25 protein-coding genes and 3 pseudogenes are annotated in these 20693 nt (G+C 69.7%); 15 read left to right on the top strand and 13 right to left on the bottom strand.

Features of this window, described 5'->3' with window-relative positions; all coding sequences use genetic code 11:
- Positions 1–7 precede the first annotated feature (7 nt).
- A complete protein-coding gene (locus tag OG625_RS03645) occupies positions 8–370 on the bottom strand; it encodes an SAV_915 family protein (protein ID WP_329376611.1) in 363 nt (120 codons plus the stop codon).
- 296 nt (positions 371–666) lie between these two features.
- Between OG625_RS03645 and OG625_RS03640 the strand changes: the two genes are divergently transcribed.
- Positions 667–1185 (top strand): universal stress protein, encoded by a 519-nt coding sequence (locus tag OG625_RS03640; protein WP_329376610.1) that lies wholly within the window; start codon positions 667–669, stop codon positions 1183–1185.
- On the opposite strand, the pseudogene OG625_RS03635 reads toward OG625_RS03640, so the two are convergent.
- The 4 genes and pseudogenes from OG625_RS03635 to OG625_RS03620 all read right to left on the bottom strand — a co-directional run bounded on the left by OG625_RS03635 (position 1160) and on the right by OG625_RS03620 (position 4741).
- Positions 1160–1495: pseudogene (locus OG625_RS03635) on the bottom strand (YnfA family protein). The gene OG625_RS03640 and the pseudogene OG625_RS03635 sit on opposite strands and share 26 nt — an antisense overlap.
- Positions 1496–1999: 504 nt before the next feature.
- Positions 2000–2200: a DUF5988 family protein gene (locus OG625_RS03630; RefSeq protein ID WP_326586582.1), complete on the bottom strand. Its 201-nt coding sequence runs from the start codon at positions 2198–2200 to the stop codon at positions 2000–2002.
- Between the two features lie 172 nt (positions 2201–2372).
- A complete protein-coding gene (locus tag OG625_RS03625; RefSeq protein ID WP_329376609.1) occupies positions 2373–3467 on the bottom strand; it encodes a 1-phosphofructokinase family hexose kinase in 1095 nt (364 codons plus the stop codon).
- A 797-nt stretch (positions 3468–4264) separates the two neighbouring features.
- Complete coding sequence (locus OG625_RS03620; RefSeq protein ID WP_329376608.1) at positions 4265–4741, bottom strand: cupin domain-containing protein; 477 nt, start codon at positions 4739–4741, stop codon at positions 4265–4267.
- A gap of 519 nt (positions 4742–5260) precedes the next feature.
- Here OG625_RS03620 and OG625_RS03615 point away from each other — a divergent pair.
- The 7 genes and pseudogenes from OG625_RS03615 to OG625_RS03585 all read left to right on the top strand — a co-directional run bounded on the left by OG625_RS03615 (position 5261) and on the right by OG625_RS03585 (position 9856).
- Entirely contained in the window at positions 5261–5536 is a 276-nt protein-coding gene (locus OG625_RS03615; protein ID WP_329376607.1) for an isoamylase early set domain-containing protein, read from the top strand.
- A complete protein-coding gene (locus OG625_RS03610; RefSeq protein ID WP_329390412.1) occupies positions 5445–5900 on the top strand; it encodes a DUF6119 family protein in 456 nt (151 codons plus the stop codon). The genes OG625_RS03615 and OG625_RS03610 overlap by 92 nt, the downstream gene beginning before the upstream one ends.
- Before the next feature lie 385 nt (positions 5901–6285).
- Complete coding sequence (locus OG625_RS03605; RefSeq protein ID WP_329376606.1) at positions 6286–6711, top strand: hypothetical protein; 426 nt, start codon at positions 6286–6288, stop codon at positions 6709–6711.
- A 202-nt stretch (positions 6712–6913) separates the two neighbouring features.
- Positions 6914–7270: pseudogene (locus OG625_RS03600) on the top strand (polyphosphate kinase 2); the annotation flags it as partial.
- Between the two features lie 165 nt (positions 7271–7435).
- Positions 7436–7603 (top strand): annotated as a pseudogene (locus OG625_RS03595) (pirin family protein); the annotation flags it as partial.
- A gap of 875 nt (positions 7604–8478) precedes the next feature.
- On the top strand, positions 8479–9315 hold the full coding sequence (locus OG625_RS03590) for a class II glutamine amidotransferase (protein ID WP_329376605.1): 837 nt from the start codon (positions 8479–8481) through the stop codon (positions 9313–9315).
- A gap of 127 nt (positions 9316–9442) precedes the next feature.
- Positions 9443–9856 carry an SHOCT domain-containing protein gene (locus OG625_RS03585; RefSeq protein ID WP_329376604.1) on the top strand — a complete coding sequence of 138 codons (414 nt, stop codon included), beginning with the start codon at positions 9443–9445 and terminating at the stop codon, positions 9854–9856.
- Positions 9857–9882: 26 nt separating this feature from the next.
- Here OG625_RS03585 and OG625_RS03580 read toward each other — a convergent pair whose 3' ends face one another.
- Positions 9883–11496: an MFS transporter gene (locus OG625_RS03580; protein WP_329376603.1), complete on the bottom strand. Its 1614-nt coding sequence runs from the start codon at positions 11494–11496 to the stop codon at positions 9883–9885.
- Between OG625_RS03580 and OG625_RS41385 the strand changes: the two genes are divergently transcribed.
- A complete protein-coding gene (locus tag OG625_RS41385; RefSeq protein WP_443067669.1) occupies positions 11381–11794 on the top strand; it encodes a DUF2252 family protein in 414 nt (137 codons plus the stop codon). The genes OG625_RS03580 and OG625_RS41385 overlap by 116 nt on opposite strands.
- Here the strand turns inward: OG625_RS41385 and OG625_RS03575 are convergent.
- Entirely contained in the window at positions 11716–12252 is a 537-nt protein-coding gene (locus tag OG625_RS03575) for a DUF7144 family membrane protein (protein WP_443067668.1), read from the bottom strand. The two genes, OG625_RS41385 and OG625_RS03575, sit on opposite strands and share 79 nt — an antisense overlap.
- 143 nt (positions 12253–12395) lie before the next feature.
- On the opposite strand from OG625_RS03575, the gene OG625_RS03570 reads away from it, so the two are divergent.
- The 4 genes from OG625_RS03570 to OG625_RS03555 all read left to right on the top strand — a co-directional run bounded on the left by OG625_RS03570 (position 12396) and on the right by OG625_RS03555 (position 15204).
- Positions 12396–12767 (top strand): amphi-Trp domain-containing protein, encoded by a 372-nt coding sequence (locus tag OG625_RS03570; RefSeq protein ID WP_329376601.1) that lies wholly within the window; start codon positions 12396–12398, stop codon positions 12765–12767.
- Between the two features lie 58 nt (positions 12768–12825).
- Positions 12826–13251 carry a DUF6325 family protein gene (locus tag OG625_RS03565; RefSeq protein ID WP_329390410.1) on the top strand — a complete coding sequence of 142 codons (426 nt, stop codon included), beginning with the start codon at positions 12826–12828 and terminating at the stop codon, positions 13249–13251.
- A 70-nt stretch (positions 13252–13321) separates the two neighbouring features.
- Complete coding sequence (locus OG625_RS03560; protein ID WP_329376600.1) at positions 13322–13612, top strand: SHOCT domain-containing protein; 291 nt, start codon at positions 13322–13324, stop codon at positions 13610–13612.
- Positions 13613–13944: 332 nt separating this feature from the next.
- On the top strand, positions 13945–15204 hold the full coding sequence (locus OG625_RS03555) for an FAD-dependent oxidoreductase (protein WP_329376599.1): 1260 nt from the start codon (positions 13945–13947) through the stop codon (positions 15202–15204).
- A gap of 58 nt (positions 15205–15262) precedes the next feature.
- Here the strand turns inward: OG625_RS03555 and OG625_RS03550 are convergent, their stop codons facing one another.
- Positions 15263–15493: a hypothetical protein gene (locus OG625_RS03550; RefSeq protein WP_329376598.1), complete on the bottom strand. Its 231-nt coding sequence runs from the start codon at positions 15491–15493 to the stop codon at positions 15263–15265.
- 95 nt (positions 15494–15588) lie between these two features.
- The gene (locus OG625_RS03545; RefSeq protein ID WP_329376597.1) at positions 15589–16374 is read right to left on the bottom strand and encodes a class E sortase; all 786 of its coding nucleotides are present in this window, start codon (positions 16372–16374) and stop codon (positions 15589–15591) included.
- Between the two features lie 277 nt (positions 16375–16651).
- Here OG625_RS03545 and OG625_RS03540 point away from each other — a divergent pair, with 277 nt between their 5' ends.
- Positions 16652–17029 carry a hypothetical protein gene (locus OG625_RS03540; RefSeq protein ID WP_329376596.1) on the top strand — a complete coding sequence of 126 codons (378 nt, stop codon included), beginning with the start codon at positions 16652–16654 and terminating at the stop codon, positions 17027–17029.
- Positions 17030–17056: 27 nt separating this feature from the next.
- Here the strand turns inward: OG625_RS03540 and OG625_RS03535 are convergent, their stop codons facing one another.
- Positions 17057–17587 carry a DoxX family protein gene (locus OG625_RS03535; protein ID WP_329376595.1) on the bottom strand — a complete coding sequence of 177 codons (531 nt, stop codon included), beginning with the start codon at positions 17585–17587 and terminating at the stop codon, positions 17057–17059.
- Positions 17588–17770: 183 nt separating this feature from the next.
- Here OG625_RS03535 and OG625_RS03530 point away from each other — a divergent pair, with 183 nt between their 5' ends.
- Complete coding sequence (locus tag OG625_RS03530) at positions 17771–18301, top strand: SRPBCC family protein (protein ID WP_329376594.1); 531 nt, start codon at positions 17771–17773, stop codon at positions 18299–18301.
- A gap of 178 nt (positions 18302–18479) precedes the next feature.
- Here OG625_RS03530 and OG625_RS03525 read toward each other — a convergent pair whose 3' ends face one another.
- Genes OG625_RS03525 through OG625_RS03515 form a run of 3 tightly spaced genes read right to left on the bottom strand, consistent with a single transcriptional unit; the run spans position 18480 to position 20592 of the window.
- Positions 18480–19541, bottom strand: coding sequence for an NAD-dependent epimerase/dehydratase family protein (locus tag OG625_RS03525; protein ID WP_329376593.1), 1062 nt, complete (start codon positions 19539–19541; stop codon positions 18480–18482).
- Positions 19538–20248: an HAD family hydrolase gene (locus OG625_RS03520; RefSeq protein ID WP_329376592.1), complete on the bottom strand. Its 711-nt coding sequence runs from the start codon at positions 20246–20248 to the stop codon at positions 19538–19540. The genes OG625_RS03525 and OG625_RS03520 overlap by 4 nt, the downstream gene beginning before the upstream one ends.
- 20 nt (positions 20249–20268) lie before the next feature.
- Positions 20269–20592, bottom strand: a complete 324-nt coding sequence (locus tag OG625_RS03515) for a plasmid stabilization protein (RefSeq protein ID WP_329376591.1) — start codon at positions 20590–20592, stop codon at positions 20269–20271.
- Positions 20593–20693: the final 101 nt, after the last annotated feature.

The raw sequence follows: 20693 nt of genomic DNA, 5'->3' as shown, positions 1-20693 counted from the left end.
CTCCCCTTCAGGCCGTGCGGGCCGTGGTCTCGGATACCCGTGTGAGCGGGGCTCCGGTGGGTCCGGCGTCCGCCGTGGGGACCGGGGGCGCGGTGAGTGCCGGGTCGACGGTCAGCAGGGACGCGCCGAGCGGCCGGACCATCGCGCGGAGCGCGGCCTCGGAGAGCTGGATCCAGGGCTGGGCCGTACCGAGCGTGGCGGCCAGCCGTTCCGGGCTGGTGAAACCGACGGCGGTACGGGCTCCCAGTGGGGTGCGGAACAGCCGCACGACGACGTGCGCTCCTCCCGGCCGGGCGGGCACGTACAGAGGCCCGGCCGGGCGCTGTTCCTCAGGCTTGGAGTCGGATTCGTCGTACTGGAACAAGCACATGGGGCCCTCCTCGGGGAACCACGAGTGGCAGGTGACGTCCCGGCGCGGGAAGGCGGTCCGGGACGTGCAACCGAAGCTATCCCCGCCCCCGCGCGCCGGCGGCCACCCCGTAACGGGACCCATACGGCCACCGGCCCACTCCATACGCATCACTGACGGCAGGATCTGGAATCCATCAACAGGGCGTCAGGGTTGTGGACCTCTCCGCCAGAACCCCGTAAAGGACATGGCTCCGCCGTGCCTGGCGGCCTTTCCATAGGGGCCGGTGACTGGACGGCGAGGAGAGGGAACAGGTCGTGCGAAGAGTCGTGGTCGGCGTGACCGGCAGCCTGGGGAGTCTGGCCGCCCTGCACAGGGCAGCCGCAGAGGCCCGCGTACGTGATGCGGAGCTGAGGGTCGTCCTGGCGTGGCAATCACCGGGCGGCGAACTCGGCAGCCGGAACGGCCTCAGCCCCTCCGCCCTGGCGGAATGCCGTACGGCTGCCGTCGAAAGACTTCGCGAGGTACTCGGCACGGCGTTCCGTGCGGCGAAGCCCGGAGTCACCCTCACGGGCCTCACCGTACGGGGCACCCCCCCCGGTGCCGCCTTGGTGGACACCGCCCGTGGCGTGGAGGACCACTTGGTCGTCGGCACCGGCTCACGTACCCCGATGCGCCGCCTCCTGCGCCCCTCGGTGGCCTGCTACTGCGTGGCGCACGCGGCCTGCCCCGTACTCGTCGTGCCGCCCTCGCCCCGCAGAACGAGCTCGACGCGGCGCACCGACGCAACTGCAACGTGGTTCCGGCAGATCAGTTCCCGCGGGGTGCGTACATGATCACAGCCATGCCGGCGAGGCAGACCAGGGCACCGATGACGTCGTAGCGATCGGGGCGATACCCGTTGGCGACGACGCCCCAGGCGATGGACCCGGCGACGAAGATCCCGCCGTAGGCAGCGAGGATCCGGCCGAAGTTGTCGTCGGACTGGAAGGTGGCCACCACCCCGTACAGGCCCAGTGCGATGATGCCGGCGCCGATCCAGACTCAGCCCTTGTGCTCGCGGATGCCCTGCCACACCAGCCAGGCGCCGCCGATCTCGAAGAGGGCGGCCACGGCGAAGAGGGCAACGGAACGAGCGACGGTCATACCGGCGGCCGTTGCCCGTGATCTCCAGCGGGACGGCGCCCTTCTGGCAGCCGCACCCGCCCTCGCCTGCGCTCTTCGCTCCGCAGGAGCAAGAGCGGCGGCGCTGCCTTCGCGCCATTCAGCGCCGCGTTTCGTCGTGCCGTGCCCGTCTTCGTGTCCGTGCGCTGGTGTTCGCCCTTGCCCACGTCCAGGAAAGCATCGATGCCACTCAGGCCGATCACAGGATTCCTCTGCTCGTCCCATAGGCCGAGCCATGTTGGCTCCGAAAGCCGGGGCCCCCTTTAGGGTCGGGCTACCAAGAGGGCAATGGAGGGGGGCAGACGATGCCTGTGCTGCTTTGAGCGGCAGCGGCTGGAAGCCGGTCGCGAAGTACCAGGAGGACGGAAGCCGTTGGGGAACGGGTCGACTGGATCGAGGCTGGCGATCCAGTCCACCATGCGGTGTCGGCCCGCGCATCCCGGCCGCCGTGGTGAGGTACAGGCCGAGCGTCCTTGACCGTCCGTTTCATTCGGCGATCTCTGTCCGTTCCCACCACTCGTAGACCGCCAGTTGTCCCTCCGGGCTGTCTTGGTGCCGCGACGTGTTCTTGAAATGCTCGTACCCGCCGCGGTGTGGAATCTTCAGGTCTTGTCCGGGGTCGGAGATCGGAACGATCCGCTCGGGCAGATCGTCCGGGCCGCCCTCAAGCACTGCCTTGGTCGCCATGCTTCCAGTCTTCCCAACCGCAGGCCCGCTCGCATCACGAGGGTCGGCACTGGCGTCGCTCAGCGCCACCGGCAGCGCCCCGCCCCGACGCGGTGACGGGGCAGGGTCGGCTTGTGGGCGCGGGTACGCAATATGGTTGAGGGGCCGACCGAACGGCAGGGGGTGGGCAGGGTCAAATGCCCCGGCGCCGAGCATCGGTCTGGAACCTGGTCCTCACCTGGGAGCGGAGGGATCGGGCCACGTCCAGGTCGAAGGGCTCGGTGCTGGGGGTGAGCATCGCTGCGGCGGCTGCGGCCACCCCCGACGCGGAGGCGCTGACGGGATCCTCTCCGGCGGCCAGCTGTGTGATGAGGGCGGCGACCATGCTGTCTCCCGCCCCGGCGTCGCTCAGGGGCTCGCCGGGCAGCGGGGGCGCGTAGAGCTCGGTGTGGCCGTGGCCGGTCGAGCACAGTGCGCCCAGTTCTCCGAGGGTGGTGACGGCGATCTCGGCGGCCCCTGTGGCGATCAGGTGCTCGTTGAGGGCCCGGGCGTCGTCGAAGCCGCGGACCGGCCGACCGGTCAGGCTCTCGGCCTCTGTGCGGTTGCACCTGAGCAGGAAAACGCCCTCCGCGAGTGCTCCGCGAAGCGCCGGACCGGAGGTGTCCAGGACCAGTCGGGATCCGGCTTCCCTGATGCGGCGGGCGGCGACCGCGTGGAAGTCACCGGGCAAGCCGCCGGGCAGGCTGCCGCTGGCCACGACGTACGGGCAGTTGCCGACGGCCTGCACCAGCGCATCCAGGGATCGCCGCCCCTCGTGGTCGTGCAGGTGCGGGCCGGGCGGCACGATGTGGTAGCCGCGGCTCGATTCGGCCTCGAACAGCACGAGTGCTTCGCGGGTGTCGTCGTCGATGTCGACGGCGACGTGGTCGACGCCCTCTTCGTCCAGCAGCCGGTTCAGGCGCAGGCCGACCTCGCCTCCGGCGGTGTGGACGGCGGTGGCTCGTCCTCCGAGCCGCACGACATGACGGGCGACGTTGATGCCTCCGCCCCCGGCGGCCACCGACCTGACCCGGGCACGGTTCTTGCCGATGACCTCCAGGTGCCCGACCTCCCAGCAGAGATCGACTGCAGGATCGTCAAGGTGAGGATCGACGGCTCGGCCGCACTCTCCGATCCTCCTGCGGCGTCGGTACTCCTGGCTGTGGTGGGTTCCGGTGTCGCGGCCGTCCTCATCGCGGTACCCAGGTGGTCGCGCTGAACCTTTCCCGGCGCACCGCCCGCTGGACACGGCCCCGCTCACTGCAGCCTGAGGAGATCGGGGCCGCTGTTCTCTCGCACAGATTCACGGAGGCCGTTTCCCGCCCCGTGCCGTGGCTGCTTGCGCCTTGGGAACGGTGACCGTGAGCGCACTGTCGGCCGGAGCCGTACCGACGTCCTTGCTCTTCACCGCCGAGGGGAGCATGGCCTGGTACTCGCATCGCCTGGAGCGGCGTGTGCCGCGTCCGTGGCGCGCCAAAGAACTGGTGCGTGCGGCCGAAGAACGCGTCCGGCTCCACCGGGCCACCGGTCCGGCGCCACGCGGGAAGCGTCATCGCACTCACCTCCGTGGACAGCGACACGTCCGACCCGACTTCCATACTGAAACAGCCTGACGTCACCTGCATGCCGGCCCACGGCTGGGGCTGTTCCTCGGCATCTGGATCTACAGGAGCATCGGGTAGGCGGTGACAGCTGCGGCACCCGGGGCAAGAACGTGCGGCCTTGGCCATCTCGTCGTCCAGCTCGGACGGGGATAGCGTGGCATCGGCCTTCTTGGAACGCTCTTGCACCGGTGAACGAACGGGCGAGGCTGTACGCAGGCCGACGCCAGCCCGTTGCGGAGGAACGCGGGAGGCTCCGTACTTTGCGGACAGGTCGAGCACCGAGCCGGTCGCTGACTACCTCAGAGGTACGTCCATGCCTTCAGAGGTCGAGCGGAACGTCGCGTGCCGTGGGGCCGGATGGGTGTACGGGCGGATGGGAGGATCGTGATTCTCCCGGCTCGCCTCTGGGCGAGGAACTACTGTCGCGATAAGCCCTCGGTGGTCAGGCGTGCTCGTCCGATGGCTGTTGGTCAGGCTGGGCCGACCAGCTTGCCGGCTCGTCGTCGCCTGAGTCCTCGTCGCGCTCCGCGTCGGCGGCTGTCGCGTGGATCTTGCCCGACGCGTGGTGGACCGGTGCGTATACGGCGTAGAGCTGCAGGGTCTCGTCACCGATGTTGGTGACGTTGTGCCAAGTGCCGGCGGGTACGAAGATTGCCCAACCATCCTCGACCTCCTGGTCGAAGTCGAGTCGATCCTTCGCGCGGCCCATCTGGACGCGGCCCCGGCCTGCGTCGAGGCGTAGGAATTGGTCAGTCTCCGGGTGTGCTTCCAAGCCGACGTCCTCACCCACCGGGATCGACATGAGGGTCAACTGAAGATACTTCCCAGACCAGGCGACGGCGCGATAGTTCGTGTTCTCAAGCGTCGCCTTCTCAAGGTCGAAGCTTTGAGGTTCCGGCCCGATGTCCTTGATGGTCATCTTCTCTCCCGGTCAACGAGGGCGGTACGCGGTACGCGGACGCGGTCTTGGCCAGCGCGCGTCGACATTCTCAGAGCCCTGGGCGTTTCTGGCCACAAGTACGCGAGCTGCTACCGCACAAGCAACCGGTTGTGACCCGTTGCCGCATTCCGCCGTGCGTGCAGTCGATGACGGTCTTGCCGGCCATGAGCCGACGCGGCACCTCCATGATCGAGTGCTCGTCCGCGCACTCCAGCACAATCCGCGACTCCTGAATCAGAGCCTGCGTCGTTTCACGACAACGCACCCAGCCCCCCGGCACAGCCTGCTGGGCATCGTTTGTCGGCTCCTGGCGCTCCTGTGGATCAGGACTCCTACGCGCCAGGATGACACTTTGCGTGATGTTTCGCGCCATTTGTGTCACCTGGCGTGGTGGGCGAGTGACACCGGGACCTGGGTGGCGGGGTCGGCGTGCGGGCCGTGCGCGCACCACCCACGATGGGCGACGCACCCATCCACTACCGCCCGTCAGGAGCACCCATGCGGGAGCGCACGCTGCGCAAGGACCGCACCGAGGTCACCTTCATCCTTCCCGCCGACAACCCGTCGGGGCCGGTCAGCGTGGTGGGCGACTTCAACGGCTGGCAGCCCGGCGTGCACACGCTCAAGGCCCGCAAGGACGGCAAGCGCGCCGTCACGGTCGAGCTGCCCAGCGAGGGCACCCATTCCTTCCGGTACCTGGCCGCCGGGGACTACTGGTTCAACGACGAGAGCGCCCGGGACCAGGACGGCCCCAACAGCCGCCTCCACACCTGAGCCGGCTTCCGCCGCGACCGGCTCCGGCCGTCGGCCACACCAGCGAATTCAAGGGTGGAGGGCTGGAGATCTGCGATGTCTTGGGCCCTGGCGGTCAGCTGATCTGCGTCAAGAAGGCCACCTCCAGTACCGCCCCCTCAACCACCTCTTCGCCCAAGGCGTGGTCGCAGTGGAGACCTTGCTGAGCGATTCGGAGGTACGGGCCAGGCTCCTCAAGCAGGTGGCTGCCCAAATCCCAAACCACCGTCTCATCCAAGACTTCGGCACGCTCCGCGTGGTCTTCGGCATCCTGCTGAAGGGCGGCGAGGGCATTGCCGTCGACTCGCTTTTCGCCTTCGCTCAAGTCTCGCTGCTGCAAGCGTGACCACCAGGGACCGGCTGACGCCGGCGAAGTGAGAGCTGACCCTCGGCAGGGGGCCGGCTTCGCACTGTGGGCTGTCCGTGCCGCTTGTGGTCACGCGGTGCCCGCCGGTCAGACGTGGCGGTCGCAGTCACTTCCTGACGTCACGTCGTTGAGCAGCCGGAATTCGTGGTCCATGGCCGCCCGGCACCGCGCCTCATTGCCTTGTCGGAGGTGCCCGAGTCCGTACAGTGCGCAGGAGCACCTCCGCCTTGCGATGTCCGGGACCGGACCCGCCGTGTACGCGAGGTGAGGTTCGATTCCGGCCGATTGACGGATGTTGTCGGACCGTGAGCCCGCATGCATGGCTAGGGTGAATTTCCCTCAACTAGCTTCTTGGAGACGGAACATGCGCATATCAGCCCTGTCTGTCACCGCTGCGGCAATGGCCGCGATGATAGCGGGAGGAGCAGCCCCGGCCGCTGCTGACACGTTGGTCAGTACGGTCAACCTGGAGGCCGGCGCCGGCCTCCACCGCAATTCCGCGACTGTGACCTATGAGCGCGTCGACGGCGCGGTGAACTCGGTCAAGATCATCTCGCTGCAGGCCTTCTCCGGCGAGCCCGACTGCGTCTGGGTGGAGTGGAACGACCCGAAGGGCGTGGGGGACGGCTGGACCGCCCTCAATTCAGAGCCTCCATGTCACGGCGGCAGCCTCGGGGAGACGATCAACCAGATCATCAAGGCGCCCAAGGGATATCAGCTCAAGATCCGCCTGGTTGCCTACCACGACGGAGGGATCGAAGTGATCCACAAGGACATCGCAAAGCTCTAACCGGACCGTGCGGAGACACCGGACGCCGAAGGCGGTCCGGTGTCTCCGCACCACCAGAAGGCGCGGGGGACCTTCGGGCCGGTGCCAGGGTCACTCAACACGCCGTGCGTATTGCCCGTGACGGTGTCGGCCGTCAAGGCGCACTCAGGCCCCGGTCCCGGGTGCCGCTCACCGCGTCGATGCGCACCTGGAGTTCGTCCAGCAGCGCGTCGCCGAACACCTCAACCCCCGCGTCGCGCGCATCGCGGCTCTGCCCACGCCGACGGAGCGGGGGCGGACGCAGTGGTACTTCCAGCGGTACGTCGAGCACCTGCCCGCCGCCGGGGAGATCGTTCTGTTCGACCGCAGTTGGTACAACCGCGCCGGTGTGGAACACGTCATGGGTATTTGCACGCCGGCCGAGCACCAGCACTTCCTGCGCCAATGCCCCGCCTTCGAGCGCATGCTGGTCGAGGACGGGATCCTGCTCCGCAAGTACTGGTTCTCCGTGAGCGACGCGGTCCAGGAGGAACGCTTCCGCCGCCGTGCGCAGGACCCGCTGCGGCGCTGGAAGCTCTCGACCAGCGGGACTGCGGGTGCTCGCAGTCCTTGTAGAAGGTGCCCATGCCATGGGGCAGAGACTTCGTTGGCATGCGGTGCGGACTCCTGGGGCGCCAATGCCGACCTTTTGCTGACCCCAGAGGTTCCAATCCATTCCTGACCTGCACGAAGACGGATATCTCGTGTTACGTTCTGGAACTGGATCGGCCGCTCCCACGAGAATATCGCGCAGGCCCGCGAAGACTGGATGAACGGGACCCGCTTCGGCGAAGTAAAGGGCTATGACGGCCCTCCGATTCCGGCTCCCGAGCTGCCTCCGACACACCTCAAACCGCGGGGTCGGACGCGCTGAGCTGTGGAATTGTGAATCGTGCAGGGTTGTCATGATCGCGATGAAGCGTTCCGTTTGCTGGAGTCGCCTGAGCGTCGATCGCGGCTCCCGCCGGGCCTTGAGGGGTGCGGGTGCCCTTCCCATCTGCGGGCGCCCGTGGGAGGCCGTTTGTCTTGAATGCTGACCCTTTGCTGACTTTTCTGATTGGCCGTCAGGTTCGTGATCCGCGAGGTCGTGCCATCTGGTCGGAGTTCTGGGGGCGTCGCCGAACGTTGGTCTCTGTCGGCCAGTGCTGAGCCGATTGGAGTCGCACGGGGTGCGTTCGAGAGCCGGGCGGGCTTCTGACCGGATAAAGGGATGGCTTGTAGGACGTCTACAGGTCGGCTCTAGGATCCAATGGCGGCCGCGATAGAGGCACCCGAGGCATCAGGTGCCTCTGGACCCGGCCTGACCGGGAGCAGTGCGGCAGGCGGCACTGAGCGCCGTCCGGGACCGGCGTTCGACCAGGACCGGATGTAGGCCCTGACCCTGGCCTGGCCGAACGATTCGTACGCGCTCCGTCGGCCGGGCTCGAGCATGCGCGTGCCGAGCGACCAGGTCGAGCTCGACGCAGGCATACCGCTTCAGGCGGACGATCCGCGCCCGCATGGCGACGCATGGCGGGGGAGGCGAAAATGAGATTGACGGGATGAGAGTCACCCGATCGGCGGACAAGGCGTTGCCGGTAGGCCGGGAGGCGGTGCTCCATTCTCGGTGCGCTCAAGGAAGATCCGGCAGGGTGGGGGAGTGAGGCCGTGCGGTATGTCGGCGAACTCGTTTGAAGACTCGGGAAGCCGGGGGTAAGCGGGACACAGCGATATTCCCGCGGGTGCAAGCAGGAACAAAGGTGATCGTTCATGTGTCGATGGCTCGCCTACTCGGGAACACCCTTGCTGCTCGACACCATCCTGTACAAACCGGCCCACTCGCTGATCGATCAGAGCCTGCATTCCAAGCTGGGTGTGGAGACGACGAACGGTGACGGGTTCGGTGTCGGGTGGTACCCCGAGGGCAGCGATGGCACCCCCGCGCTCATGCGGGACGTCGGTCCGGCCTGGAACAACCGCAACCTGCGGGAGCTCGCGGACCACGTCACCTCTCCGTTGTTCTTCGCCCATATCCGGGCGTCGACGGGTACGGCGGTGCAGCAGACGAACTGTCACCCGTTCCGGCACGGCCGCTGGTTGTGGATGCACAACGGCTCCGTCGCCGGCTTCCACGCGATGCGGCGGGATCTCACCCTGCTCGTCGACCCCGCCCTGTACTCCGAGATCGAGGGGACGACGGACTCGGAGACGATGTTCTACCTTGCGCTCACCTTCGGCCTGGAGGAGGACCCGCCGGGCGCCGTCGCCCGGATGGTGGGGGTGGTGGAACGCGCAGGCCGCGAGCACGGCGTGGAGTATCCGATGCAGATGACGGTCGCCGTCAGTGACGGGACGACCGTGTGGGCCTTCCGCTACTCCAGCCAGGGCTCCTCACGGTCGCTCTTCTACAGCACCCGCGTGGACGCACTGCGAAAACTGCACCCCGACATGGCGTTCCTTCAGGAAGTGTCCGAGGAGACCCGACTGGTGGTGTCCGAACCCCTCGGCGATCTGCCCGGTGCCTGGAACGAGGTACCCGAGAGCAGCTACGGCGTCGTACACGCCGGGGCCGACGAGCTGCGTCCCTTCACCCCGCAACCGGCATGACACGTCGTCGCTTTCCCACACGCGGGCTGTTCCAGAGGCCGCAGACGACGGCGGGCGTCTCGCTTGCTTCGCGGGACCCGAACAGGTAGCCGCACCGCACCCCGTCACAACCGGCAGGAGACCCGCCATGAACGACTCGATGCTGAACCTGGCAGTGGACTACCCGCTGCTGAACATGTTCTGGACCATGATGATGATCTTCCTCTGGGTCCTCTGGTTCATGCTCCTCTTCCGCGTCATCGGCGACATCTTCCGCGACGACGAGCTGAGCGGCTGGGGCAAGTCGGGATGGACCATCTTCGTGATCATCCTGCCCTTCCTCGGCGTGTTCGTGTACCTCATCGCCCGCGGGCGCGGGATGGGCGAACGCGAGCTGAAGCGGGCCCAGGCGAACGAGCAGGCATTCCGCTCCTACGTACGCGAGAGCGCCGGACCCACGAGCGCCGCCGAGGAACTGACCCGGCTCGCCGAACTCAAGAACCGCGGCGACATCACGGCAGCCGAATACGAACAGGCCAAGGCCAAAGCCCTCGCGATCTGACCTCCTGAAGGGTGCCTGCCGGTTCGTCATGTCTTCGAGTGCGCCTGGGCGTTCGGGATCCGTTGGGTGAAGAACAGCGCGACCAGCGCGGCGAGGGCGAGGACGGCGAGTGCGGCGCGCAGGCCGGCGAGACGCGCGGCGGCGTTCGCGTCGAGCGCGGCCGAGGACACCTCGGGACTCGTACCCGCTTCGTCGAGGGCGGCCTTGAGCTGGGCGTCCGACATGAAGGGCACGCCGCTTTCGAGCCGTACGGTTGCCTGGCTCTTGACCTCGGCCGGGATGGCCTCGTTCTGCTCGACGCTGGTGAGGAACGAGGCCCCGAGCGCCGCGATCATGATCGAACCGGCCAGAGCCGTTCCGATCGACGCGCCGAGGTTGGTGACGGCGTTCTGGACACCGCCGACTTCGGCACTCTGGCGGTCCGGTACCGCGGACACGGTGACCGCTCCGAGCTGCGAAGCGAGGGCCCCCATGCCGAGCCCGATCAGCAGCAGCGGGACGGTGACGGCCTCGGGGCCCGCGTCCGTGTCGAGTGCGGCCAGCAAGGTCACCGCTCCCACGAGCAGCGCGAGGACACCGAGTCGCACGACCCGCCGCGGTGAGACGTCGGGCAGGAGGCGCGGGATCAGGATCGCGGCGGCCAGCAGGGTGAGCGAGAGCGGCAGGATGCGCGCACCGGTCTGGAGCGAGGACAGACCCAGCGCAACCGAGAGGTAGAGCGGGACGAGGAAGAACACGCCCATCTGGACCAGGTACTGGAAGAAGAACATCGTCAAGCCGCCCGTGAGCTGACGGTTCCGCAGCAGGGACGGGTCGAGCAACGGTTCTCGGTGGTGCTCCACCAGGCGGGCTTCCCAGCGCAGGAAGAGCCAGATCAGCATCAGGCCGGCCAGCATCAGCCATACCACCAGGGAGATCCCCAGCCAGGCGGGTGCGCCGGGCTTCGGCTGGAACCAGCCCCATGTGCCCGAGCGGAGCACGCCGTAGACGAACGCCCCGAGCCCGAGGGCGGACAGCGCGGTGCCGAACAGGTCGAGGCGCGGGCTCCCCTCGGTCCGTGCGTCCGCCGTCTGGCGGGAGAGCACGAGGATGCCGAGCACGAGCACGACCTCTCCGGCGAAGACCCAGCGCCAGGAGAAGTACGTGGTGGCGACGCCGCCGATGATCGGTCCGACAGCGATCGCCACGGCACCCGCGGCGGCGACCATCCCGTAGGCGGCCGGCCGGCGTTCCGTCGCGAAGTTGCCGGCGACCAGGGCGACGATGGAGGGAAGGATCAGCGCGGCCCCGATGCCCTCCAGGAATGACCAGCCAAGCAGGAGCACGGGCAGGTTCGGGGCCAGCGAGGTCGTCAGGGACCCGCAGCCGTAGATCGTGCAGCCGATGAGGAACGCTCGCTTGTGGCCGATGAGCGCGCCGACCTTGCCGCCGGGGATCATGAACATCGCCATCACGAGGGTGTACGCCGTGATCGCGCCCTGGATCCCGGTCACGGTCGTGCCGACGTCTTCGGCCACCGTCGCGATGGACACGTTCATGACGGAGCTGTCGAGCGCCATCAGGAACTGCCCGGACGCGAGTGTCAGCAGGACGAGCCCCGCGCGTGCCGACGCTCCGGAAGTGCCTGCCGCAGGTGCCATGGCAGGTACGGTCCCAGTGCCTGCGGCGCAGGGCGCGCAGACCCGCTGGAGGGTCAGCCGGATGGTGGTGGCCGTGCGGTGCGCCCCGCGGTCCGCACGTTGGGGGGCGCCGCCCGTGCCGGCCCGTGCCTCCGCGGAGGCGGAGGCCGGCGGACGCGCGTGCCGGGCCCGTTGGGCCCAAGAGGCTGCCGGCCGCGTGGCGGAGCTGCTGCCGATCCGCTACGGGAGAATGGCGTCCTCGCCGTTCGCGTTCCTGCGCGGCTTGCCGATCGAGATGATGGCCCACACCGGTGTGTAGGGCAGCCACATGAAGTTCACGATGATGCTGAACCCTGCCACTGCCACGCCGAGGACCCGCGCCCACATGGCGGCGCCCTTGAGCAGTCCGATGCCCACGCCCATGAGGATGACGCCGAGGATCAGGAGGATCCAGCCCCAGGCGGTCACGTCGAACTCGAAGACGTAATTGCCCAGGCGCGCGTACACGTCATCCTCGGCGATGCCCGCGATGCCCGCGATGCCCGCGATGCCCGCGATGCCCTTGATCGCGCCGAGGAAGCCGTCGACCAGGAGCAGGACACCGGCGAACATGGTGCCCCCCGCTGCCCAGCCGTATCGGTCGTCGTGCGCCCTTTGTCGCGGGGCGCACCGGCAGGAGGGGTGGGGGATGTCTGCGTCACGAGGAGCTCCCTTCGCCGGCCCGAGCGTTGCAGTCGGGCTACCGGGCCCGGCGGGCGGACACCCGGGCGCGTCCATTCGGGTGAATTGTGTCCGGCTGCGTGTGCGCGGGGGAGTTCACCCGACGGCACGCCCGGCCGTGCGGGATCACGGCTCGGAGGGGAGCATGGCTGGCGTCTGGTCCGTTCGGTCAGATGCGTCCCCATGCCCTGGAGAAACCCATGACGGACCTCAAGTTCGAGCAGAAGCGCTCGTTGTCGCGCGTCGAGGCCGCCGACCAGCTCGCGGCGCTCGCCCAGGCGCTCCGAGAGGGTGGGAAGACGGAGGTGCAGCTGGGTTCGGGCGTACTCAGCCTGCGCGTCCCCGACGAGCTCCACAGCGAAGTGGAGATCGAGGTGGACGGCGATGAGATCGAGCTGGAGATCGAGCTGAAGTGGACCACCGGCCGGCCCCGCAAGGTTGCCCGCCCTGCGCAGAAGGCCGCGAAGGAACCGGAACCGGAACCGGCCCCCGGCGCCCCGGCGCGCCCCGCGCGGACCAGGAAGGCCACGACGGCGGCCAAGCCGCGGCGTTCCGCCGCGAAACGCGTATGAGTGACGGATTCGCAACCACGAGAGGACTGACGTGACCAGAGACAACGGGCTCGACGAGATGGGGCCCATCGACTACCTCGTCGTCGAATTCCCGGGCAGCCGCTTGACGGGTGAAGGGATGCCGCTGCTCGTCGACCTCGTGGACCGCGGCATCATCCGCATCCTCGACCTGACCTTCCTGACCAAGCAGGAAGACGGGTCGGTGCGGGGCATGGCCCTCGCGGACGTGACGGGAGACGGCAACCTCGACCTCACCTTCTTCGAAGGAGTCTCCTCGGGTCTGCTCGGCGAGGACGACCTCGCCGAAGCCGGCTCGCTGCTCGAGCCGGGGGATTCCGCGGCCGTCCTCCTCTACGAGAACCTGTGGGCAGCGCCCTTGGCCGCCGCCCTGCGCCGTGCCGACGCGCGGATGGTCGCGAGCGGCCGGGTGTCGCCGCAGGACCTGATCGAGGTGCTGGACGCGCTCGACGACGCCGCGGCCTGAAAGACACCACGGCAAACACAGCAGGGAAACACAGACCACGAAGAGAAGCACCGAAGCTGAGGCAGGAAACATGCCCGGACTACTGCGCGGCGTCGTACGAACCGCCGCCATCGCAGGGACGGCCACGGCCGTCTCGAATCGTGTCTCACGCCGTCAGGCCGGCCGCTGGTCCCAGCAGAACGCTGCTGCGGCGGCGGCCCAGCCGCAGGCCCAGCCGGAGCCGGCCGCCCCGCCTCCCTCGGCCGCGCCCAGCATGGACGACAAGATCGCCCAGCTGAAGGAGCTCGCCGCCCTCAAGGAGCAGGGCGTGCTCACCGAAGCGGAACTGGCGGTGCAGAAGGACCGCATCCTCAACTCCTGAAAGTGCGGCCCCGTCAGGTGGCCGGCAGCGCTGCTGTGCGTGGCGGTACCCGCGGCCGTGATCGTCTGGTACGCGCGCGTCGGACTGCTCTGGGTGGTGCTCTGCACGCTGCTCCTGTGGGCCCTGGCAGTGGCGGCGGGTCGATCCTCGCTCGCAGAGGAGGGCCGGACCCGGATGCCCGAGCATCCGGTCGTGCCACCGGAGCGGCCGGTCGGTGAGGCAGGGCGCATCGACGCAATCGGCCGACTCGCAAGGCGCTGCCGCAAATCGCCGCCCCTGGTGGGGTATACGTCGTTCGGGCTGACCCGACGTCGGCGAAGGGAGTGGTTGCCGTGGAACGTACGGCCTGCTGTGTGGTGGGAGGCGGGCCCGCCGGGATGGTGCTGGCACTGTTGCTCGCCCGGGCCGGGGTGGAGGTCACCCTTCTGGAGAAGCACGGCGACTTCCTGCGCGATTTCCGAGGCGACACCGTGCACCCGTCCACCCTGTCGCTGCTGGACGACATCGGCCTCGCCGAGCGGTTCGCCCGGCTGCCGCAGCGCCGGGTGACCTCGGTGCAACTGCCCATCGGGCCGGACCGCTCGCTCGTCACCGTCGGGAACATCGGGGCGCTGCACGGGAAGTACAACTACATCGCGATGGTGCCGCAGTGGGACCTGCTCGACCTGCTCGCCGACGAGGCGGGCAAGGAGCCGTCCTTCCGGCTGCGCATGGACACCGAGGCGACGTCCTTCCTGATGGAACGCGGCCGGGTCGTGGGAGTGCGGTACCGCACCGCGGATGGCGCCGCCGGTGAGCTCAGGGCCACGCTGACCGTGGCCTGCGACGGCCGAGGATCCTTCGCCAGGGCACTGCCCGAGCTCGGCCTGGAGACCTTCCCGTGCCCGATGGACGCCTGGTGGTTCCGGCTGCCGCGCCACGAGAGCGATCCCAGCGGGCTCGTGGGCGGCCTGGGCGAGCGGTTCTTCAGCGCACTCATCGACCGCGGCGACTACTGGCAGTGCGCGGGGCTCATCCCCAAGGGGACCGATGCCGAGCGCCGCGCCGAAGGCCTGGACCGGTTCATGGCCCAGTTCGTGCAGGCCGTTCCGTGGCTGGCCGACCGGGCGCACTCGGTCACCTCCTGGGACGAGGTCAAGCTGCTCGACGTACGGCTGGACCGGCTGCGCCGCTGGCACCGGCCGGGGCTGCTGTGCATTGGCGACGCCGCCCACGCCATGTCGCCGGTCTTCGGCATCGGCATCAACCTCGCCGTACAGGACGCGGTGGCCGCGGCCCGCTACCTCGTGGAACCGTTGCGGGCGGGGACCGTGGGGCTTCGCGACGTACGCCGCGTACAGCGCCGCCGGATGCCCACGACGGTGGCGACCCAGGGCCTGCAACGCCTGGCCCACGCCCAGGTCATCGAGCCCTTGCTGGCCGGGCGCGCCGCGTTCGGCCACCCGAAGAGGGCGAAGCGGCTGACGGAGCTCGTCAGCGACTCGCGGTGGCTGAACCGGGTGCCGGCCTACTTCATCGGGTACGGGGCCCTCCGTGAGCGCCCGCCGGCGCAATCGCTCCGCAGCGGCTCCACGGTGCGGGAGGCGTCATGAGCTCCGGTTCGCCGCCCAGCCTGGCCGGAATCGGCGGGGGCGTCCCCGTCGACACGTCCTAGTCGGGCGGTTCCTGGGCGGGGGCGTTGCCGGGGCCCGTGGGTTCGCCCGTGGTCTCGGTGCCCTCGGCACCCTCGGCGTCCTCGCTCTGCGGTTCCGGCTCGTCGTCGATGGCCGGGGCCGCGGGCAGGTCCGGGGCTTGTGGGCCTGTGGGCGGAAGGTCCGGCGTGAGGGCGTCGGGGTCCTCCGGGACGGGGCGCGGGGTACCGGCATCAGGGGTGCTGGTCATCGTGGTCCTCCTCCGACGTACGGCGGGTGCCGTACATGTGTCGTACCGGCCGCCTACCCGGCTGCGCCCGTGCGACGCCTCGCGGACGGAACCCGCTATCCGGCGGGCGCGGGCGCCGTGTCGCGGAGGACGCCTATCTTGTCGATGCGGTGCTCGGGGTTGCCCTGGGCGTCACTCCAGAAGTTGCCCGCGGCGTGGTCCTCGGGAGTGGCGCAGGTCGAGATCGTGATCATGGCCCGGGTGGGGGCCACCCCGGGTGCGCCGGGTACTGCGGCGCGCTGCTCGTTCAGCGAGCGCTCCGAGCGGAAGGACGTGGTGCGGGTCGCGGTGATCTCGTATGTGTACGTCGTCCCGTCCACCGTGACCAGGACGGTGTCACCCACGGCGACGGCGGGCAGGTCGCGGAGCGGGCCTCCCGCCGACAGGCGGTGTGCGGTGACGAGGAAGTTGCCCACCTGGCCCGGCCCTGTCCCGCCCCGCTCGCCGTACGGGCTCGCGGCGTCCCCGCGGTCCTGGATGCGGGTGCCCGGAACGTCGTCGGTGGTCCCCTCGTACGGCACGACGCGCAGTCCGCTCACGCCTGCCGAAGGGATCGAGAGGGTCGAGACCCGGGTGTGCCCGGGGTCGACGGAGCGTGTGGAGGGCGCAGCGGTGGGTGTTGCGGTGGCCGCCGGGGACGCGGGGGTGGTCGCGGGGGCGGTCACGGGCGAGACGGACCGGACCGGCGGCGGGGCGGGAGCTGTGGCGGGCGGTGCGGCCGTCGTATGCGGCGGGGGAGCGGATGAGCCCGCGGCGGCCTCGGGGGCGCACGCTGCCAGTAGGGCGGTCACGGCGCCGGCCAGTACGGCGGACACGGCGCGGGGCGGGAGCGGCAGGGGCATGGCGGATTCCGTGGGGTCGGGCCGGGTTCTGCGGCAGGTGTGGGGGACCCGGATCGCGTCGACATAGTGACATACGGAGCAAGAGCTCCATAAGGGTCCGGGCCTGTGACCTGCTCCGTCGCACGGTGAGCTGCCCTGGGCGGGGGGTCCGCCCGCCCCGGGTGGACGACCACACTCCGTGCGCTCCACGATGCGCAGTGCGACGTGCTGTGTGAGCGTGGAGACACCTGCGTCCCGGACGGGCGCGGGCAGCCCTGTGCGAGAGAGGTGGCATCCGATGGAGAGCCAGGACGAGGACAAGCCGGTGGCCGAAGTGGGGGTGACGCTCGGTGACTGCTCTCCGGAGGACGCACGAGCTGTGCTCGACCTGCTGGAACGGTCCTTTCCCACGGACGGCCGGGCGGGCCGCACCGTAGAAGGCGGTCAGGCCGTGACCGTATGGAGCGCGACCCTCGATGCCGCGGAACCGGCGACGGCGGCGGCGGCGCAGGCCGCACAGGTTCGGCTGAGGGACGTGGTCAGCGTCACCCTCCAGGGAGGCCCGCGGGCGGTGGAGCGGGTGCAGGCCGCGCTCGCCGGGTATTTCACCGTCGAACAGGCGGGGGCCGTATCGGGCGACCAGGAGACGCAGATCGGACTCCGCGTCCGCTCCTGAGAGTGCGGCGCGGCCGGCGGGGCCGGTTCAGTCCTCGTCCGCTCCGGTCGGGGGCTCCATCGCGGCGATGCGTCGGTTGACGACGATGGTGGCGGCCGCCGCGCTGAGGGCGAAGGCCACCGCGATGACAGCGGGGCGGTCGAGCTTGTGCCCGCTGACGTGGTCGAGGGAGAAGCGCCCCGGCCCGGTGACGCCGAGGCAGGCCGCGACGGAGCCGAGCAGGGCGGGGTATTCGAAGCCGCCTCCCTGGGCGAAGAAGCCTGCGGGCGCGTGGACGGAGACGGCTCCTGCCATGGCGCCCGCTGCCGCGGCGCCCGCCGCGGGGGTGGCGAGCCCGAGCGCGAGCAGGGTACCGCCGCCCGCTTCGCCGAGCCCGGCCGCGATGGCGCTCGGCCTGCCCGGGGTGAAGCCCATGTGCTCCATCGCCTCGGCAGTGCCTTCGATGCCGCCTCCGCCGAACCAGCCGAAGAGCTTCTGCGTGCCGTGCGCGATCAGCACGCCGCCTGCCGCGAGGCGCAGGGCGAGCAGACCGAGGTCCTTGCGGAGGACGAAGTGCATGAGGCGGCCTTTCGGTAGGCGTGGATCGGCGGGATCTGTTCCCGCACCTCTCGCCCCGCCACACCGCACCCCCGCCGAATGGCGGCAGGACCCGTACGGGGTGGCAGGCATGAAGCGTTGGGGGCAGGGCAGGCGCCGCGTAGCCGGCAGCCGGCCGGCTTGACCGCAGGGAGGAGTGATCCCGTGAGCATGGTGAAGGAATCCATCGACATCGACGTCCCCGTGGGCAGCGTCTACAACCAGTGGACGCAGTTCGAGGATTTCCCGCGCTTCATGGAAGGGGTGGAGGAGGTCCGCCAGATCGACGCACGGCACTGTCACTGGAAGACCAAGGTGGCGGGTGCCGAGCGTGAATTCGACACGGAGATCGTGGACCAGATGCCCGATGAACGGATCTCGTGGCGCTCGGTGAGCGGTGACGTCGAGCAGAAGGGGGTCGTGACGTTCCAGCGCCTGGACGACGCCCACACCCGGGTCAGTCTCGCCATGGACTTCGAGCCCCACGGCATGGCGGAGAAGGCGGGTGACGCGCTCGGGGTCCTGGACCGTCGGGTCAAGGGTGACCTCAGGCGGTTCAAGGGCTTCATCGAGGAAATGGGCCAGGAGACCGGCGGCTGGCGTGGGCGGATCACCCCCATGGACGCCGGCGGAGGTCCCTCCACCGGGACCGGAATGCTCGGCGGCACGCCGCCGGACGACATGCGGCGCGGATGACGTTGACGGCAGTGATGGCCCCGGTGCAGCCGTGCCCCGGGGCCATTTCCCACTGGCCCGTGTGAGCTTGGCCCGCGTGAGCTGGTGGTTCACGCCACTGGGCGCGCCCCCACGGGAGCAGGAGCCACCTGTAGGGGCTGCCGAGAAGGAGGCACCGAAAGGGAGCCGCCGAAAGGGCTCAGCCGCCCGGCCGGTCCGGGCTCAGCGGTGCGGTGGCCATGCCCGCGCCGGTTCGCAGGCCGTCGAGGAACTCTTCGACGGCCTGTACGGACGAGTGCTCCGGTTCCCAGGACAGCTCTCGCCGCGCCCGGGCGCAGTCCATGAGGGGCAGGCGCAGTACGGCGTCGAACAGGTCCGGGGAGGCGGGCACCAGGCGCAGGCGCCAGGCCGCGGCGAGTGCCGCCCGAACCGGCTTCGCGGGCATCCGCAGGCTCCGTGCCCGGAGGATACGGGCCAGGACGGCGGCGTCCATGGGCGGTTCGGCGGCCAGGTTGAACGCCCCGCTCACCGGAAGGAGTGCGGCCGCACGGTAAGCGGCGGCCGCGTCGTCGGTGTGCAGGGCCTGGAAGCGGAGGCCCGGCAGATCGGGTACGGCGGGTATCAGCCCTGGCCGCACCAGGCGGGCGGGCAGCAGCCGGCCCGCGAAGATGCGTCGTTGCTCGGACGCGGACGCCCGTTTGAACAGGAATCCTGGCCGCATGCGTACCACGCGGATGTCCGGGTGGTCCCGTTCGTAGGCGTCGAGGACCCGCTCCAGATACGCCTTCTCGCGGGTGTAGGCCGCCTGGGGCCAGCCGTGGGTGGGCCAGGACTCGTCGACCGTACGGTCCTTGGGTCCGGGCGAGTACGCGCCCACCGAGGAGGCGTGCACGAGGACGGGCACTCCGGCAGCGGCGACGGCCTCGAACACGCGGATGCTGCCGAGAACGTTGGTGCGCCAGGTCTCGGCCGGGTGGTGGGTGGGCTGGAACTTCCAGGCGAGGTGGATCACCGCGTCCGCTCCGGTGAAGAGGGCTACGAGGTCCGCCCCGCCCGGTTCGATGTCAGCCGCCTGCCAGCGGGTCTTGTCCGGCCGCCAGTCGGGAACGCGGCGCGCCAGCCCCGTGACGGAACGCACGGCGGGATCCTCGGCGAGGGCCCGCACCACGCTGCTGCCGACGTTGCCCGTGGCTCCGACAACGACCACGTGGAGGGGCTCCGGACGGGGCCCGGACGTCGGGTCCGGGGTCGGAACGGTCATGGGTCGAGCTCCCTTCCGGCAGGTCGCGGCGGGCCGTCGCCGGTCGGCGTCAGGGCGAACGGGCTCTGGTCGAGGCGGCCGAGGAGGTCGGCCGGGTCCCGGTAGACGGCTCGGGCGCCGGCCTCTTCGAGGTCGGCGCGCGGGATGCCGCCGCAGAGCAGGCCCACGCAGGCGACGCCGGCCCTCGCGCCCGCTTTCATGTCCCAGACCGTGTCGCCGACGAATACGGCGCTGTGAGCGGGTGCGTCGGCGAGGTCGAGGCCGTGCTGGACCGGGTCGGGGGCGGGCTTGCCCTCGCTCACGTCGTCGGCGCTGGCCGTGGCCGTGATGGCGTCGTCGGCGTCGATGGCGCGCCGGAGCGCGTCCAGTTCGTGGTCCTGGGCGGAGGTCACGAGCACCACCCGCCAGCCGCGCCGGTGCAGTTCGCGCAGCAGCTCGGCTGCCGAGTCCAGCGGGGGCAGCCGGTCGAAGTACGTGCCGTAGAGCGTGTCGTGCGCCGCGCCGAGGGTGTCGTACTCGTCCTTGTGGTGGCCGTCCCCCAGCAGGTGGTCGAGGAGGTCCTCGCCGGGCAGGCCGATCGCGCGGTGGATGTCGTGCATCGCCACGTCGTGACCGGCCTGTCGAAGGGCTTCCCACCAGGAGGTGACGTGGAGGTGGTTGGTGTCGGTGAGGGTGCCGTCCACATCGAAGAGTGCGGCCCGGTTCATGCGCGCACCTCCTACCGGGGCTAGTGGCCGAGCTTGCGCTTGAGTTCGGCCTTGTCCATGGAGGAACGGCCGTGCAGGTTGCGGCGCTTGGCCTCGGCGTAGAGCTGGTCGTAGGTCGGGCCTTCCGATCCGCTGTGGGAGCGCTGCCCACCGCGCTTGGACGAGGAGGTGTCCTGGGTCGAGCTCTTGCTCGCCGTCTTGGACTCGCCGGAGCGGGCCCGTTCCTTGTTCACGGTGCGGGCCGCGATCTCCTTCGCGCGCTTGGTGCTTTCGCCGCGCTTCTCCGCGCTCTCCTTGATGTGCTCGTACTGCCGTTCACGCTTCGGGCTGGATCCGCGGGGCATGATGCCTCCTCTGTCAGGGCCGGGGGATCGTGGGGCGCCTACCCGCCACGTCCCCGCACACTCCTCGGAGCCGATGTCGGGTTTGAGATGCTTTGGAGTGG

This window comes from Streptomyces sp. NBC_01351, from assembly GCF_036237315.1.
GTDB lineage: Bacteria > Actinomycetota > Actinomycetes > Streptomycetales > Streptomycetaceae > Streptomyces.
The sequence above is the reverse complement of the archived record's forward strand: the minus strand, read 5'-3'. Positions and strand labels throughout refer to the sequence as shown.

Bases quoted from the DNA above. Each gene is read 5' to 3' on its own strand.
- OG625_RS03645 (WP_329376611.1), bottom strand. From the start codon at position 370: ATGTGCTTGTTCCAGTACGACGAATCCGACTCCAAGCCTGAGGAACAG.
- OG625_RS03630 (WP_326586582.1), bottom strand. From the start codon at position 2,200: ATGGCGACCAAGGCAGTGCTTGAGGGCGGCCCGGACGATCTGCCCGAG.
- OG625_RS03620 (WP_329376608.1), bottom strand. From the start codon at position 4,741: ATGACCATCAAGGACATCGGGCCGGAACCTCAAAGCTTCGACCTTGAG.
- OG625_RS03615 (WP_329376607.1), top strand. From the start codon at position 5,261: ATGCGGGAGCGCACGCTGCGCAAGGACCGCACCGAGGTCACCTTCATC.
- OG625_RS03605 (WP_329376606.1), top strand. From the start codon at position 6,286: ATGCGCATATCAGCCCTGTCTGTCACCGCTGCGGCAATGGCCGCGATG.
- OG625_RS03590 (WP_329376605.1), top strand. From the start codon at position 8,479: ATGTGTCGATGGCTCGCCTACTCGGGAACACCCTTGCTGCTCGACACC.
- OG625_RS03585 (WP_329376604.1), top strand. From the start codon at position 9,443: ATGAACGACTCGATGCTGAACCTGGCAGTGGACTACCCGCTGCTGAAC.
- OG625_RS41385 (WP_443067669.1), top strand. From the start codon at position 11,381: ATGGACACGTTCATGACGGAGCTGTCGAGCGCCATCAGGAACTGCCCG.
- OG625_RS03580 (WP_329376603.1), bottom strand. From the start codon at position 11,496: ATGGCACCTGCGGCAGGCACTTCCGGAGCGTCGGCACGCGCGGGGCTC.
- OG625_RS03575 (WP_443067668.1), bottom strand. From the start codon at position 12,252: ATGGACGCGCCCGGGTGTCCGCCCGCCGGGCCCGGTAGCCCGACTGCA.
- OG625_RS03570 (WP_329376601.1), top strand. From the start codon at position 12,396: ATGACGGACCTCAAGTTCGAGCAGAAGCGCTCGTTGTCGCGCGTCGAG.
- OG625_RS03565 (WP_329390410.1), top strand. From the start codon at position 12,826: ATGGGGCCCATCGACTACCTCGTCGTCGAATTCCCGGGCAGCCGCTTG.
- OG625_RS03560 (WP_329376600.1), top strand. From the start codon at position 13,322: ATGCCCGGACTACTGCGCGGCGTCGTACGAACCGCCGCCATCGCAGGG.
- OG625_RS03550 (WP_329376598.1), bottom strand. From the start codon at position 15,493: ATGACCAGCACCCCTGATGCCGGTACCCCGCGCCCCGTCCCGGAGGAC.
- OG625_RS03545 (WP_329376597.1), bottom strand. From the start codon at position 16,374: ATGCCCCTGCCGCTCCCGCCCCGCGCCGTGTCCGCCGTACTGGCCGGC.
- OG625_RS03540 (WP_329376596.1), top strand. From the start codon at position 16,652: ATGGAGAGCCAGGACGAGGACAAGCCGGTGGCCGAAGTGGGGGTGACG.
- OG625_RS03535 (WP_329376595.1), bottom strand. From the start codon at position 17,587: ATGCACTTCGTCCTCCGCAAGGACCTCGGTCTGCTCGCCCTGCGCCTC.
- OG625_RS03525 (WP_329376593.1), bottom strand. From the start codon at position 19,541: ATGACCGTTCCGACCCCGGACCCGACGTCCGGGCCCCGTCCGGAGCCC.
- OG625_RS03520 (WP_329376592.1), bottom strand. From the start codon at position 20,248: ATGAACCGGGCCGCACTCTTCGATGTGGACGGCACCCTCACCGACACC.
- OG625_RS03515 (WP_329376591.1), bottom strand. From the start codon at position 20,592: ATGCCCCGCGGATCCAGCCCGAAGCGTGAACGGCAGTACGAGCACATC.